The organism is Vreelandella subterranea (assembly GCF_900111305.1).
Lineage (GTDB): Bacteria > Pseudomonadota > Gammaproteobacteria > Pseudomonadales > Halomonadaceae > Vreelandella > Vreelandella subterranea.
This window is the reverse complement of record NZ_FOGS01000004.1, coordinates 149,624-165,135: the sequence shown is the minus strand read 5'-3', so window position 1 is coordinate 165,135 and position 15,512 is coordinate 149,624. Positions and strand designations below refer to the sequence as shown.

Here is a 15,512-nt window from a genome sequence, read left to right as displayed (position 1 = left end):
TGATTGTTCGAGGGGATCGAAGGCGATCCAGGATTCACGAAAAGGGGAATTTCATGGAAGACCGCAAGCGGGCAAAATGGCCCGCTATCTTACTTGGCCTAATGCTCATCATCGCGGGCCTCGCCCTGGCGATTGGCGGCGGCAAGCTGCTTAGCCTGGGGGGCAGTGCGTATTACCTGATAGCGGGTATTGCCATTGTCACAAGCGGCGTCTTGCTCGCCCTGCGTAAGGGAGCCGCTTTGTGGCTCTACGCGCTGGTTTTATTCGCCACCCTGGGATGGGCGCTGTGGGAAGTCGGCCTGGACTGGTGGCAACTTGTCCCCCGGGTGGCCATTCCCTGTTTGATCGGCATTGTGCTGCTCCTGCCGTGGTGGCGCAAACCCCTTGATTCCCGCGGCGGCAGCATGGCGCTTGGCCTGGCCGTTATCGCCTCGATTGGCGTCGCCCTGGCCAGTCAGCTTGACGACCCGGCCACCGTTGAAGGCACCCTCGATACCCAGCGCAGCGACCATCAGGAAGCCGTCAACCCGGCTCAGGTGGCCGGTGACGACTGGCCTGCCTATGGCGGTACCAACGCGGGCACGCACTATTCGAGTCTCGATCAGATCACGCCGGACAACATCGGCGAACTGGAAGAAGTCTGGCGCATTCAGACCGGCGACGAGGCAGGCCCTAACGCGCCGCCGGAAATCACCAACCAGAACACGCCGCTCAAGGTGAACGATAGCCTTTACATCTGCACCTCGCACAGTCGGGCGATGTCCTTGGACCCGGAAACCGGCGAGACCAACTGGTCCTTCGACCCGGAGATCAGCACCATGGGCGCAGAGGACTTCTCCGGCTGGGCGCACATGACCTGCCGCGGCCTCGCCTATTACGATGCCGGTAGCTATGCAGAAAGCGACAACGCCAACACAGCTGGCAACGGCCGTGTGCTCGAGCTATTCAACAACCGCGATGACTTCGCTATCGACCCGGCATTTCTGCTGACCTGGACGGCTGGCCGCGCCACTGCCAACAACATCGCGCCCCGCATGCCCAGCGCCGCCGACGTGATGTGCCCGCGCAGGCTCTACCTGCCTACCGCCGATGCGCGCCTGATTGCACTAAATGCGGATACCGGCGAGCGCTGCGAAGCGTTTGGCGATGACGGTGAAGTCGACCTGACGCGCAATATCGGCGACTTTGACCCCGGCGGCTACTATTCCACTTCGCCCCCCACGGTAACCGAGAACCTGATTATCCTCGGTGGCCACGTCACCGATAACAGCTCCACCGATGAACCCTCCGGCGTGATCCGCGCCTTTGACGTGCACACCGGTGAGCTGGTCTGGAACTGGGACAGCGGCAATCCCCACCACACCGAGCCGCTGGACGCCGGTGAAACCTACACCCGCAACTCGCCCAATGTATGGGCGCCGATCAGCGTCGATGAAGACCTGGGCATGGTCTATCTGCCCATGGGCAATGCCACGCCCGACCAGTACGGCGCCAACCGCAGCGCCAACGACGAGACTTACAGCGCCGGGCTGGTAGCCCTCGACCTTAAGTTGGGGCAGGTCGAGTGGGTCTACCAGTTTGTCCACCACGACCTCTGGGATATGGACACACCCGCCCAGCCGGTACTGATTGACCTCGCTACCGAGAACGGCACCCAGCCAGCGGTCGTTCAGCCGACCAAGCAGGGCAGCCTTTACGTGTTGAACCGCGAAACCGGCGAGCCGATCGTGCCCATCGAGGAAGTCCCGGCCCCACTGGGCGCCGTTGAAGGCGACTGGACCGCCGAGACGCAGCCGCGTTCCGAACTTAACCTGCTGCCGGAGCCGCTCACCGAAAGCGACATGTGGGGCGCCACACCGTTTGACCAGATGATGTGTCGCATTCAGTTCAATTCACTGCGCTACAAGGGCCAGTACACACCGCCCTCGCTTGAGGGCAGCATTGTCTACCCGGGCAACGTCGGTGTGATGAACTGGGGCGGTGTCGCGGTTGACCCCGAACGCCAGGCGCTGTTCACCGGCGCCAAGTACCTGGCCTTTGTCTCGACGCTGGTTCCCCGTGAAGAGGTCGAAGAGGGCCAGGGCTCGGCCAGCGAACAGGGTCTGCAGGTCAATGCCGGTGCGCCCTACGCCGTCAAGCTGGGGCCGCTACTGTCAGTGCTCGGCCTGCCCTGCCAAGCGCCCTCCTGGGGTGATGTGGCGGGTATCGACCTGCAGGAAGCCGAGGTTGTTTGGAAGCATCGTAATGGCACCACCCGGGATAGCATGCCCTTCGACCTGCCGATTGGCTTTGAAGTAGGCGTGCCAGCCCTTGGCGGCCCGCTGACCACCGGCGGCGGGGTGTCGTTTTTGAGCGGTACGCTGGATCAGTACCTGCGCGGTTACGATATCACCACGGGTGAAGAGCTGTTCAAGGCTCGCCTGCCCGCAGGTGGCCAGGCGACACCCATGACCTACACCGGGGAAGACGGCCGCCAGTACGTGGTGGTAACGGCCGGTGGCCACGGCACCTTTGGTACCCAAATGGGTGACTACGTGATTGGCTACGCGCTACCGGAGTAAGTTCGGGTATCCATAGCAAGCACGGGCGGCCTCGATTACCGAGGACCGCCCGTTTTTTGTCTTAATGGCTAAAGCTTTAAAAGCTGACTTCTACCCCACCATAAACACTGCGCCCCGGTGCGGGCTCGTAATAGCGGCCGAAACCTGCATTTAAACGCACGTTGGCGTAGTGCTCTTCGTCAAGCAGGTTGCGTACGCCGACATAGGCGTTGAGTCGGGTATCTTTTCCCAGGCGCCAGCCATTGCCCGCGCGCAGGTTCAACAGCCAGTAGTCATCAACCTCTGTCTCGTTGGCGTTATCGGCCACCATGTCGCCTGTATACTGGGTTTCCAGCGTGGCAAAGCGATCGTCGCTTCCTTCCCAGGTCAACTGGTTGACCCAGGTCTGCTCCGGCAAACCGGGGATACGATTGTCCCCAAAGCGCTCTGTGGGTGTAGCGAAGCGATCAAACTCGTAGCGCGCCAGCGTCAAGGCGCTATCCAGCCGCCATTGGTCGGCAAACTGCCAGCCCAGCGCCAGTTCGATACCATCGCGGTCGGTATCACCGGCGTTTTGGTAGAAAGTGCGATCCCCCTCGTCGTACGGCACCAACTCATCGCGCACGCGCACCGAAAACAGCGTCAGGTCGTAATCCAACGCCAGCGGCGCCAGATAGCCTCGCGCCCCCACTTCACGGTTCCAGGCTTTTTGGGGTTCAATCGCCGCATTGAAACCGCCGCCCTCGGGGTTAGCAAACTCCGAAAACGTCGGTGTTTCAAAGGCGGTGCCGGTATTCACGTAGACCTGATGCTGGGGGCGGTAGCGATAACTCAGCCCCGCCGAGCCGCTCCACTCATTAAAGCGGCGGTCGCCGCTCTGGTCGCCGTCATCCTGATAACGGTCATCCACCTCTAATTCCACCTGATCAAAGCGCGCGCCCAGGGAAAGGGTCAACTTCTCGGTCATGGCCAGGTCGCCCTGGACGAAGGCGCCGGTCGAGGTGGCCGTCTGGGTTTCTTCAGCCAACTGCTCACCGACGACGCCCTGGGGGTTCACGTCCTTGCGGAAGCGCTCGTCATCCTGCCGGGCCACCTCGACGCCTGCGATATAGCTCAGCGGCAGATCACCCAAGGTCACCTCATGGTGGTACTCGGCGCTCGCCCCCAGGTAATCCCGCTGATAGCCGATGCGGCTGTCACCGACGTAAGGCAACTGCTGCTCAAAATCCCGCTGGGAGATAAACCCCTTGAGGTATAACTCACCGGGGCCGGCGGCCAGGTCTTCGTACTGTAACCCCAGCAGTTGCTGGTCCACGCTTTGTCCTGCATCCAGCGCCAGCGAATTCGGCGCGGCCTGATCACGGCCTTCTGCGACTTCATCCGCGTTCAAGGCACCAGGATCCTCCGAGCGCGGGTTGTCCAACAGGTTGATGATGGCGGTCAACGCCCGCTCGCTGCCCAGTTCCCGACGAAGCTTGGCATTCAACAGGTACTTTTCCGTCGAGCTTTGCTCGCGATAGCCATCGACATTGAGCGCCGAGAGACTAACGTGGTGCGACCAGTCGCCTTGGCTCCCCCCGGTTTGCAGGGATGTCTTACGGTAGCCATCGCTGCCTGCCTCGGCGCGCAGGCTCGTGCCGGGGTTATCGCGGCCATCGGCGGTGGTCACATCGATCACACCGCCTGCTGCATTGCCGTAGAGTACTGACGACGGCCCGCGGATCACTTCGATACGCTCAGCGCTGTCCAGGTCAATCGCATCGAGCTGGGCCTGGCCGTCCGGCAGGGTATAAGGGATACCATCCACCATGACCGTGATGCCACGCACGCCAAAGGGCGCGCGGGCGCCAAAGCCACGAATCGAGATGCGCTGGCCCTGGGCGAAATTATCGCGGTTTTGCAAGAACACGCCGGGCACCCGCACCAGCGATTCATCAAGCCGAACGCGCTGCTGCCCCTGGGCAATGGCATCCGATTCAAGCGTTGAAACGGCCGCAGGGGTTGCGTAAAGCTCGCGGGCCAAACGGGGAGCGGTGACCTCAACGGTTGCCAGTTCTGTGTCATTCGGCTGTGCCCAGACTGAAGGGGTTAGCAAGCAGCTCGCCAGGCAAACCGAGGTGGTGGTGAGTCTTTTCACAGGGGTCCCTCCCAGGGCATCAAAAGAGTGTGTATACATGCTCTGTCTTACTATTTCTTATACCTAGCGAATAGCCTCATGACGTCGCTGATGCAGGGCATGCACTTTTTCGTCCCAGCCAGCAACCGGCCCTTCTACCGGGAGGCCCGGCACCACTTGCTGAATCGGCAAGGTTGCCACCAGGGGCGGTGCCACGCCCAGTTCGGCCAACCAAGTACCCAACTGCGCCGAGGAACTGGCGTAGACGATACGCCCCAGCCCCACCCAGCCATGCGCCGCTGCGCACATCGGGCAATGCTCGCCAGAGGTAAACACCGTGGCCTGTGCTCGCGCCTCTGGCGTCATATGCTGGGCCGCCCATCGTGCCAGGGCGAATTCGGGATGCTGGGTAGCGTCGCCGCCAGCGATGCGGTTGCGATCTTCAGCCAGCACCTCACCATCGCCACTGACAAGCACACTGCCAAAGGGCTCATCGCCAGCCTTCAGGGCTTCTTCGGCAAGCGCCACGGCGCGTGCCAGGTAGCGCTGCTCTCGCTCATCCAACATGGGCTCTCCTCACCTTGCGTGGTTTTCCAAGCTACCCCTTTGCCGCCGCTACTGTCGCTTCGTCAGCCGGTTCTTCACTTAACGACTCGCCTTCGCTACGCGCAATAACGGAGGTGCCGACCAGGTCGCCCGTGACGTTGAGCGCCGTACACCCCATGCCGACCAGGGCATCGATAGCGGTCAAAAGCGCAACGGTTTCAATCGGCAGACCCACCTGGGCAAATACGGTGGCAATCATGATGATGCCTGCACCCGGCACCCCGGCCGTGCCGATCGACACCAGGGTACCGATCAGCACAATCTGCACCATGCTGATAAAGTCCAGCGGCGCGCCGATCACATTGGCGGCAAAGACCGCCGAGATGGCGATACGAATCGCCGCGCCATCCATGTTCAAGGTAGCCCCTAACGGCAGGCTGAAACCATAAATACTTTTGGAAATCCCCAAGCGACGGGCGGCATTGACCGTAATGGGTAAGGTGCCGGAACTACTCTGGGTGGCAAACGCCGTGAGCATCGGTGTGCGCGCTTCGCGGAAGAAAGTGCGCAGTTTTACCCCGAACAGGCTCATGATGCCGCAGTAGATCAACAGATGCGCCGCCAGCGCAATGTAGAGAACAACGACCATATCGCCCAATGACAGCAGCGTTTCCAGGCCCTGGCGGCTCACCGTTTCAGCGACAATCGCAAAGACGCCGATGGGGACGTAATGCAAGACCCCCGACATGACTTTCAAGGTGACCTCGTTCAGCGACTCGATCACCTCATACAGCCGCTCGCCCATGGCATGCTGGCGCGCTGACTGGCGCATTTTCAGCAGCGCGATGCCGAATACCAGCGCCGTAAAGATGATCCCCAGCATATTGAGCTCGGAAAAGGCGCCAATAATATTGTTCGGCACGATATTGAGCAGCGTGTCGACAACGCCCGGATTATCCGGCACCGAGAAGCTGGCATCCTCATCCAGCGTCATGCCGCTGCCTGGACTGAACAGCGTCGCGACGGTTAACCCCACCATAATCGCCAGCGCCGACGACGCCAGGTAATAGCCGAGCACCTTGCCGCCGATGCGGCCCGCGCTGCCCTCCCGGGACTGGTTCACGCCCACCATCAGGGTAAACAGCACAATGGGCACAATCAGGAACGTCAGCAGCCGCAGCAGCAGATCGCCCAGTGGCGCCAGCCAGGCAGCCACTGTTTCTCCACCCACAAGCCCGACTACAACGCCCAGCACCAGCGCGATGGTGACGCGTAAAATCAACGACGCCTGAAAATAGGCTTTCCATATGCGTTTCATTGGGTGTCCTTTACAGGATTGAATATGCTCGCAATGTTAACATTATAAGCACGCTCATTATTATATCAGTGTGGCATAGTGATATTTGCCCTGAATACGTCGGTAACAAGGAGCACCAATGAACACGATCAATCCGAGCAAGCTGCACCATAGCAAATGGACGGCGGTTCACCCGCGCAACAAAGAAAAGCACTTCATGGTTACCCAGCTGATCCGGGATGAGGATGAGAACGTGGTGGACGTTGTCGTCGAGGCTATCTATTCCCACCGGGAAACGCTCATGCCGTGGCAGCACTTGAAAGATGACAGCGTGTGGAAAATGGGCTGGCAATAACCAATGGGTGCCATGAGGTTTAGAAAAATAAAACCTGAAAGGTTTTGACACCCAAAACGATCCATGGCACTGTGTCGTCAGTGGTTAGCAAGCAGCATGGTTTCAGAAGTGTACGATCTATTTCGGCAGCCTGACATTGTATTCCTTGTTTCACCCGCTACTTAAATCTGGGTAATACCAGGAACTTAATTAAGGCGCTTTTGCGCGAAAGGATCTACATCATGGCAACTGGCACAGTTAAATGGTTTAACGACACTAAAGGCTTCGGTTTCATCGCTCCTTCTGACGGCGGCGACGACCTCTTTGCCCACTTCTCCGAGATTCAAGCCGACGGCTTCAAATCTCTCCAAGAAGGCGCTAGCGTCTCTTTTGACGTTACCCAAGGCAAGAAAGGCCTACAAGCTTCAAACATCAAGCAAACTTCCTAACATCCGTTAGCAGTTTGCCCGAACCTTCCGGGGTTCGGACTGCAAGGCCCGCTTAGGCGGGCCTTGTTGCGTTTGGCATCTATGAAAACTGCCTTTAAATACGCTCCCACCGCACGACTCGCACGTCCACCGTCAAGGTTATCTCCCCAAGTGCAGCGGCCTTCTCGCGGCCTTCAGTGGTAGCACGATAAAAATGCGGCGTCATCACCAGCAAATCAGCAATCGTCTCTGCATCGTTGAGCGTAAGCGTGTAGCGCAGCACCTCTGAACCCAGCGATGCGAACCCCGCTGGCGGTTCAACATCACTTGCCCGCTCCGGTTTTAACGTCGGGTAGATAATATCGCGCAATTCACGCAGGTGATCCGACCCCGCCTCCAGCTGTAGCAGCAGGCCGCCTGGTTTGAGTACCCGCGCGAACTCGTCAACGACCGGAAAACCAAACATGCAAAGCACACAATCGAGCGCCCCGCTCTGAACCGGCAGGTTGGCATTGCTGCCCACCACCCAGCGGCTGTGCGGGTGCTGTTTATTATCCTGCTTGGCCGCCGCCTGCACGGCCCATTTGGAAATATCCAGCCCCATTAATGCAAGCGACGTCTGGCTCGCCGCCGCGTCGGCTAACTCCCGAAGGTAGTAGCCATCACCACAGCCAGCATCGAGGCAGCTGAACAAGGTATCGCGGGGTAATGCTTGTTCTGCGTGGTCAAACACCGCCCGGCTCACCACCTCGGCAATCGGCTGATAGTGCCCCGCCTCCAGAAACCGACGCCGCGCGGCCACCATCGCCTTGCTATCGCCAGGATCGCTGGAGCGTTTTTGCTGAACCAGCAGCAGGTTCACATAGCCTTGTTTGGCAATGTCGAAGCTATGACCCGCCGGGCAGCACCATGCGCTATCTGACGGTGTCAGTGGCTTACCGTCTAACGGACAGGCCAGCGCCTGAAAAGGGGAGGTGTTCATGCCAATAATGCCCTATAGAGAAAGCGAACCAGGCGCAGCATGGTACCGCATCGTTTCTAGAAAGATAGCGGGCAGTGAAGCATTCATTTGTGCAGACTCAAACTAACACCCTGGATTCATAGAATAACCGTAGCCCTTTTCCTTCCGAGTAGGAGCAATGAGTGACAGAGGGGATTCGCGGTAGCTTCAAGCGCGGGCTCCCCGGCCAAACCTGGCGTGGTGATGGTCCTAATATTGAAAACCGTAATGAAAGCGGGGGCTAGGCTCTCAATCGCTCGCTAGTGACATGTTGCGCGACGCAAGCGCAGCAACCAACTCACGAGCAAAACGCTGAGCGGAAGGCAGCGCGCCAAAACTCCATACCGGCGGTAAACGCAATAGAGTGGCGTTTTTAACGCTGGGTAAATGTTGCCATAAACCACTTTTCGCCAGCGCGTCTTCAACCCCAGCGGGCAACGGCTCGACAACGACCAGCGTGGCCTCAGGATAGTCGTAGAGCGCTTCGATGCCCGTGAGTGAAAATCCCCAGGCGTTGGTGGGCCGATCCCAGGCATTGGTCAAATTGATTCGCTCAAGCACGGCGTTATAGAGACTGTTGTCGCCAAAAACCCTCACATGACGGGCATCCATGAATTGCACCATCAGTAACGGCGGTACATCGGAGCGCTGTTGGCGAAGCATGTCCATCAACGTATGCGTTTCGTTGATTAGCTGCGCCGCTTGCAGTTGGTGGCCGGTCAACTCACCTAGCTGCCGGGTGAGTGTTTGTATCTCCTGCCAGGTATGGGTGCCGGGTGAATAGGGGGAGAACGGCGTGACGGGGGCAATTCTCTCCAGACGCTCTGTCAAACTGGCGAACATCGGCGAAATGAACGTTTGTGTCGGTGGCGATTGCGCCATGAGCTCGAGGTTGGGCTGTGAACGCAGGCCAATATCTACAACACCGTCGGGGATCTTTGGCTCCCTTACCCACTCATGGTAACCCTTTTGTTGAGCGCTACCCGTCAGGGGCGCGTCAATGGCCAGTAGCGTTTCGGCAATGGTCCAGTTGATGGTGGCCCACTGCGCATGGGCATTCGGCAAGGGCAGAAAGCAAGCGGCCGTTAAACAGCAGCGGACCAAAAAAGAGCGCATCGAGAGGTGGCACATAGCAGCAAGAGCATCAGAAAAAAGAGACCACATTTAGACGTCAATGCGCATTTTTTGCAAGGCAGTACGGAAAAAATGCTATCCGCAGGTGTTAATACATCTCATTTTGTTTATCATATGTATCCATGCTGGAAAGATGATCATGAAACGACCGCCAAGCCCTCCGCTTTCTTACATCGGATTCATAAAACACGGCGGCTGGGGGCTTCTGTAAAAACGATAGGATCGACACTATGCCTCTTGGGAACACCTCGCGCAAAGCACGGCTCCTGCGCGCGCTGACGCTGATCGCGATGGGTATCACACCCGCGACCACCTGGGCGCAGACGAGTGCTGACAATCAGCCCCTGGATACCGTCACCGTCACGGGTTCCGTACCGACCTATGGAGATACGCCACCTCCGCCCTTCGCCGGTGGCCAGATCGCGGCGGGCGGCCGAGTGGGCCTGCTCGGTGAAAAGGACGCGATGGACGTGCCTTTCAACGTCGTCAGTTATACCAGTGAGCTGGTGGAGGATCAGCAATCTCAGACACTGGGCGATACCCTGCAGAACGATGCCTCGGTATCGGTAGGGCTGGGCTTTGGCATCTATGGCGAAGCGTACAAGGTGCGCGGCTTTAACCTGACCGGTGACGACGTGGCTTATGGCGGCCTCTACGGCGTACTGCCACGCCAGATCATCAACAGCGACCTTGCCGAGCGCGTCGAAGTCTTCAAAGGCGCCAGCGCCTTTACATCGGGCATTCCCATCGGCGGGAGCGGCGGCATTGGTGGCACCATCAACATCGAGCCCAAGCGTGCGGGGGATGACCCCATGCTCAAGCTATCCAGTGGCTATCGCTCCGATGGCTACGGCGAAGTGGGCGTCGATGCCAGCCAGCGTTATGGTGATCAGAAGCAATGGGGAGCACGGGTAAGTGCCACGCGCGGCCGTGGTGATACCGCCATTGATGACGAAAACCAGCGCGATACCTCCGTCGTCGTTGGGCTCGACTACCGTGGGGATCGAGGCCGGTTATTGTTCGATATCGGTCATCAAAAGCTCACCCTTGATGCTGGCCGTTCAAGCGTCAACACCGGCGCGGCCACTCAGGTGCCCACTGCGCCGGACTCCTCGTTGAACTACACCCCCTCTTTCGGTGGAACCGAGCTAGAAACCAATTTCGGCATGGTCAGAGGCGAATATGACCTCACCAACACCTGGACCGCTTTCGCGGCCTTGGGGGGTAACCGCACGCTCGAAGGCATCGTGTCGGCGACGCCGCGCCTTAGCGATGACGCGGGTAATGCCAGTGTCACCGACTTCGAGACCGACAACCATATCGACAACGTCGCAAGCCAGGCGGGGCTTCGGGGCTACGTGCTGACCGGCCCGGTTAGCCATGACATTACCGTTGGCTACTCTAGCGCCTATCGCAAGTTCGACACGGACTTTAATTTCCTCGCGGCAGGCACGACCAACATCTACGATCCCGTCGATTTATCTCGCCCGGAGGGCACGCCTGACGTGGGAGGGAACGTGAGGCGCCAACGCTCCCAAGGGGTCACGCTGAGCGATACGCTTGGATTCATCGATGACCGACTGCTGCTCACCCTGGGCGCCCGCTATCAGGAATTCGAGATCGACGAACGTCCTAATAACGGTAGCAGCAATCGCTATGCCGACCGTCGGGTAACCCCCGCCGTTGGCGCGGTGTTCAAGACCACGGATAATATCTCGCTTTACGCCAACTACGTCGAAGCGTTGCAGGATGGCGGCACGGTCAGCGATAACAACGCGCTGAACTATGGTCAGTACTTGGGCATTGCCCATGCCGAGCAGCACGAGGTGGGTGCCAAGTTCGACTACGGCAACCTCGGCGGTGGAATTAGCCTGTTCCAGATCGAGCTGCCCTCTGCAGCGGTCGTCGATGGCGTCGGCAACCTGGATAACGAGCAGCGTAATCGTGGTCTGGAGCTAAGCCTTTACGGTGAGCCGACGACAGGAGTGCGCCTGTTCAGCAGCGCGACCTGGATAGATGCCGAACTCACCAAAACACAGGATGGCAACGAAGGAAATGACGCCACGGGCGTTCCTGAGTATCGTTTTGTGCTCGGTGGCGAATGGGATACGCCCTTCATGGAGCGCCTCACTGCCACTGGGCGCATCCTGCACACGGGCTCGCAGTACGCCGATGTGGCTAACGACTTGAAGCTGGATTCCTGGACACGCCTCGATCTTGGCCTGCGCTACACCACACCGGTCGGTGGCGCTGATTGGGTCTGGCGCGCAGGCATCGACAACGTGACCGACGAAGATTACTGGTCAGGCGCCTCGACGTCCTTTGCGAATTATTTGATTCAAGGCGAACCGCGCACCTTCAAGCTTTCGGCGACCGTCGAGTTTTAAGTAACACTCTCTGGTTTATTGCAATGGGAGCGCTTTCAGGAAGCGCTCCCGTTTTTTACTGCGAGTTTGTATCTAACTCGCGTTAATGGGGTTACCTTCCCAGTCTGCCCTATCGTTACCGAAGAAAAGTTCAGCCTGTCAGCCCAAGATTCATAGAATGAAAGCAGCCTTTTGAACAACAATCTCCGGGTCAACGACCCGCTACATGAGCGAGGCAGACTCCGCTTTCGTCCGCGATAACGACGCCGGGCTCGTCTAGACGCTCACTGGCTAGTTGATTCAAAACTCCACGAGACAGGCGGCGCCCCCGGCAACAAGGCCTGGCAGGCACGCACTTTTTCAAGCAGCTCGGCGTGGGTATCCGCCACTATATTGAGATGCGCCAGCTTACGCCCGGCCCGCTCGGTCTTGTCATAGCGGTGCAGGTGGGTGTTAGACAACGCCAGCAAAGCCGAGCTATCCCCCTCCTGTCCGATGACGTTGATCATGCAGGTAGGCGCAATCGCCTCAGGGCTGCCCAAGGGCAGGCCCTGCACCGCGCGCAGGTGGTTTTCAAACTGGCTGGTCACTGCACCGTTCATGGTCCAGTGGCCCGAGTTATGCACCCGTGGCGCCATTTCATTGGCCAGCAGGCTGCCATCGCGAGCCTGGAAGAGTTCCAGCGCCAGCACGCCCACGTAGTCCAGCTCATCCAGCAACGAACGAATGTAGCGGTCAGCGGTTTGCTGAACGCTTGCGTCGATATCCGGCAGCGGCGCGACCGAGTAGCGCAAGATGCCATCCACGTGCTGGTTTTCCGCCATGGGGTAGAACACCACCTCGCCATCCCGGCCGCGCACGGCAATGATCGACACTTCACGGACGAAGTCGACAAAGGCTTCGACAATCAGCTGGCGGTGGCCGATATCGCGCCAGGCGTCACCTGCCTGTTCGGGCTGTTTGAGCACCGCCTGGCCTTTACCGTCGTAGCCTTCAGTGACGGACTTCGCCACCACCGGGCAGCCCAGCTCGTGGGCGGCGGCTTCGAGCTGCTCGGCACTCTCGACGATGCGGTAAGCGGGCGTGGGAATCCCCAAGTGGTCAAACAGGGCCTTCTCTTCCACCCGGTTCTGGCATACTTCAATGGCGCGGCTGCTGGGGTACACCGGCTTGTGCTGTTCAATGTCGCGCACCAGTTGAACCGGCAGGTGCTCGAATTCGTAGGTCACCACGTCGACCTTTTCAAGAAATGCCGCCAGGTGCTGATTGTCAGGGTCGACGATCACCTCGCCGATACCCGCGCTGGGGTTACCCGTGGTATCCAGGAAGGTGAAGCGATTGCCCAGCGGGTAGCCCGCCAGCGCCAGCATGCGGCCTAGTTGGCCTGCGCCCAGTACACCGATATTACTTGGAATGGTAGACGTCATTACAGGCTTCCTTATTCGGCTTCCGGGTCGGGGCGTGGGTCCGGGTTATCGAGCACTTTCTGGGTCTGTTCGGCGCGGAACGCTTCCACCGCATTGCGCACCTCGGTGTCCTGCAAGCCGACGATCTGTGCCGCGAGCAACCCTGCATTGGTCGCGCCCGCCTTCCCAATCGCCAGGGTACCGACCGCAATGCCGCCCGGCATCTGCGCAATCGAGAGCAGCGAATCCAGACCTTTCAGCGACTTGGATTCCACCGGCACACCCAGCACCGGCAGCGGCGTTTGTGAGGCCACCATGCCCGGCAGGTGAGCCGCGCCGCCCGCGCCCGCCACAATCACCTGCAGGCCGCGCTCGGCAGCGCCCTTGGCATAGTCGAACAGCAGATCAGGTGTACGGTGCGCCGACACGACGCGGGTTTCATAGGCCACGCCCAAACGCTCCAGCATGGAGACAGCGTGTTCCATGACCGGCCAATCCGATTTGGACCCCATAATCACACCCACTTTGGGTGCGCTGTTCGATGACATGCCATCACTCCCCGGCCCGTGGCCTTATCAATACGCTCAATATACCCTGCCTCATGCAAGAGGACAGGCGAAAAATTAAGGGGTTAGTCTACCAGAGCCAGGCCCTTTGCGGGGGGCCTTGCGTACCATGAAATTTTCCTCAAAAAAGGTATTGAAATGCCCCTCGGTTGGCGGCATTGTGTCTTTGTCATTTCAGACTGATGGAGCCTCATGAGTACGGCACGCTCAACTGCCCACGCGGATTTGCACGACCCTCCGCGAAGCAGCCCTGACCTCGATGTCAGGGAACTCGAAAGACGTACGCGCTTGATGCGTATTATCACGCGCCTGATTGCGGTATCAGACATGGGAAGCCGTGAAATCGCCCGCCGAGCGGGGTTACCCGTTCAGAAGGTCAGCGACCTGCTCGCTGGAAAGCTTGAGCACCTTAACGTGGATGAGCTTCACGTTTTGCGTCGCACCCTGGAAGTGGAGGTGCCATAGCGAATAGATCCTTTATCTCTCCTATCGGATTATTTTTTATCGCTATCACCGGCCGCCCTTGCAGCGGCCGTTTTTGTATCCGCTTCATGCAACAGTATCAGGGCGCAATCAGCACGCCCCCCATTGCCACCACGATCACCACCGCCCAGGCAGGAAGCTTCCAGACGGTTAACAGCAGAAAGCCGGTAAGCGCCAGCGCAAACTCGGGAGCGCCAACAATCGCACTCGTCCATACCGGATCGTAAAGCGCCGCGCCCAATATCCCGACCACGGCCGCATTGGCACCACGCATCAGCGCCTGCGCCCACTGCCACTGACGAAAATGGTTCCAGAACGGCAGTACGCCCACCAACAGCAAGAACCCCGGTAGAAAAATCGCCAGCAGCGCAAGCGTCGCGGTCAGCAAGCTACCGCCTGACGGTATCAGTGCGCCCAGATAGGCCGAAAAGGTAAACAGCGGCCCCGGGATCGCCTGAGCCGCCCCGTAGCCGGTCAAAAATTCGTCGGCGGAAACCCAGCCCGACTGCACCACCTCGGCTTCAAGCAGCGGCAACACAACGTGACCACCGCCGAACACCAGCGCGCCTGAGCGGTAAAAGGCATCGGCGATATCCAGCCAGGCCGCCATGCCCGCCAGCAGCGGCAATAGAATCAGCAGCCCGCCAAACAGTACGAGTGCGATGATGCCGACCTGACGCGACACCGGAAAATGCAGCGGCTCGCTCTCAGCGGTCGCGGCCACACCGCGGCACAGCAACAGCCCGGCGATGCCACCCAACACAATGGCGCCCACCTGACCCAGCGGCCCGCTGATGGCCACAACGGCAAAGACGGCGGCCAGCGCAATACCTGCACGGGTAGGATCCGGGCAGAGATTGCGCGCCATGCCCCACACCGCGTGGGCGACAATCGCCACCGCCACGACCTTCAAGCCGTGGATGATGCCGCTGGCGATGGGGCCCTCCAGCACCGCGGCACCAAACGCAAACAGCACCAGCACAATGGCCGACGGCAGGGTGAACGCCAGCCAGGCCATGGCCGCCCCCCAGGGTCCGGCGCGCATCAAGCCAAGCGCAAACCCCACCTGGCTGCTTGCCGGGCCGGGCAGAAACTGGCATAGCGCGACGAGGTCGGCGTAGGCGCTTTCAGTCAGCCACTTCCGGCGGGCGACAAATTCGGTACGGAAGTAGCCCAGATGTGCCACCGGCCCGCCGAAGGACGTCAGGCCCAGCAACAAGAATGCCTTGAAGACCTCGCTTGCCCGCGACGTTTTGGAGTTCGGTTGCGTCGACATCAAACGGTTTCCTTTACGCC

At 59.5% G+C, this 15,512-nt stretch carries 13 protein-coding genes; 5 read left to right on the top strand and 8 right to left on the bottom strand.

The genetic code is table 11. The features are described from left to right. The first annotated feature begins 53 nt into the window (after positions 1–53). On the top strand, positions 54–2,561 hold the full coding sequence (locus tag BMX75_RS07745) for a glucose/quinate/shikimate family membrane-bound PQQ-dependent dehydrogenase (RefSeq protein ID WP_092826810.1): 2,508 nt from the start codon (positions 54–56) through the stop codon (positions 2,559–2,561). Between the two features lie 76 nt (positions 2,562–2,637). On the opposite strand, the gene BMX75_RS07740 is transcribed toward BMX75_RS07745, so the two are convergent. The 3 genes from BMX75_RS07740 to BMX75_RS07730 are packed head-to-tail and all read right to left on the bottom strand — an operon-like array spanning position 2,638 to position 6,520. Beyond that, positions 2,638–4,716, bottom strand: coding sequence for a TonB-dependent receptor family protein (locus BMX75_RS07740; protein ID WP_092826809.1), 2,079 nt, complete (start codon positions 4,714–4,716; stop codon positions 2,638–2,640). Positions 4,717–4,740: 24 nt separating this feature from the next. Next, positions 4,741–5,223, bottom strand: a complete 483-nt coding sequence (locus BMX75_RS07735; RefSeq protein ID WP_092826807.1) for a nucleoside deaminase — start codon at positions 5,221–5,223, stop codon at positions 4,741–4,743. Positions 5,224–5,254: 31 nt separating this feature from the next. Continuing rightward, complete coding sequence (locus tag BMX75_RS07730; RefSeq protein ID WP_092826805.1) at positions 5,255–6,520, bottom strand: dicarboxylate/amino acid:cation symporter; 1,266 nt, start codon at positions 6,518–6,520, stop codon at positions 5,255–5,257. A 118-nt stretch (positions 6,521–6,638) separates the two neighbouring features. On the opposite strand from BMX75_RS07730, the gene BMX75_RS07725 reads away from it, so the two are divergent. Next, positions 6,639–6,854, top strand: a complete 216-nt coding sequence (locus BMX75_RS07725; protein WP_092826803.1) for a TIGR02450 family Trp-rich protein — start codon at positions 6,639–6,641, stop codon at positions 6,852–6,854. Between the two features lie 221 nt (positions 6,855–7,075). Next, entirely contained in the window at positions 7,076–7,282 is a 207-nt protein-coding gene (locus BMX75_RS07720; protein WP_027336479.1) for a cold-shock protein, read from the top strand. 94 nt (positions 7,283–7,376) lie between these two features. On the opposite strand, the gene BMX75_RS07715 is transcribed toward BMX75_RS07720, so the two are convergent. Beyond that, positions 7,377–8,243: a putative RNA methyltransferase gene (locus tag BMX75_RS07715; protein WP_092826801.1), complete on the bottom strand. Its 867-nt coding sequence runs from the start codon at positions 8,241–8,243 to the stop codon at positions 7,377–7,379. Between the two features lie 267 nt (positions 8,244–8,510). Next, positions 8,511–9,377 (bottom strand): ABC transporter substrate-binding protein, encoded by an 867-nt coding sequence (locus tag BMX75_RS07710; protein WP_092826799.1) that lies wholly within the window; start codon positions 9,375–9,377, stop codon positions 8,511–8,513. Positions 9,378–9,625: 248 nt separating this feature from the next. Here BMX75_RS07710 and BMX75_RS07705 point away from each other — a divergent pair, with 248 nt between their 5' ends. After that, entirely contained in the window at positions 9,626–11,782 is a 2,157-nt protein-coding gene (locus tag BMX75_RS07705) for a TonB-dependent receptor (protein WP_092826797.1), read from the top strand. Between the two features lie 263 nt (positions 11,783–12,045). Here BMX75_RS07705 and BMX75_RS07700 read toward each other — a convergent pair whose 3' ends face one another. Together BMX75_RS07700 and purE are read right to left on the bottom strand one after the other, a co-directional pair. Then, positions 12,046–13,188 (bottom strand): 5-(carboxyamino)imidazole ribonucleotide synthase, encoded by a 1,143-nt coding sequence (locus BMX75_RS07700; protein WP_092826795.1) that lies wholly within the window; start codon positions 13,186–13,188, stop codon positions 12,046–12,048. Between the two features lie 11 nt (positions 13,189–13,199). After that, complete coding sequence (gene purE / locus BMX75_RS07695) at positions 13,200–13,715, bottom strand: 5-(carboxyamino)imidazole ribonucleotide mutase (protein WP_066321668.1); 516 nt, start codon at positions 13,713–13,715, stop codon at positions 13,200–13,202. Between the two features lie 210 nt (positions 13,716–13,925). Between purE and BMX75_RS07690 the strand changes: the two genes are divergently transcribed. Beyond that, a complete protein-coding gene (locus BMX75_RS07690) occupies positions 13,926–14,198 on the top strand; it encodes an XRE family transcriptional regulator (protein ID WP_066321667.1) in 273 nt (90 codons plus the stop codon). A 97-nt stretch (positions 14,199–14,295) separates the two neighbouring features. On the opposite strand, the gene chrA is transcribed toward BMX75_RS07690, so the two are convergent. Then, positions 14,296–15,492, bottom strand: coding sequence for a chromate efflux transporter (chrA, locus tag BMX75_RS07685; protein WP_092826793.1), 1,197 nt, complete (start codon positions 15,490–15,492; stop codon positions 14,296–14,298). Between the last annotated feature and the right edge of the window lie 20 nt (positions 15,493–15,512).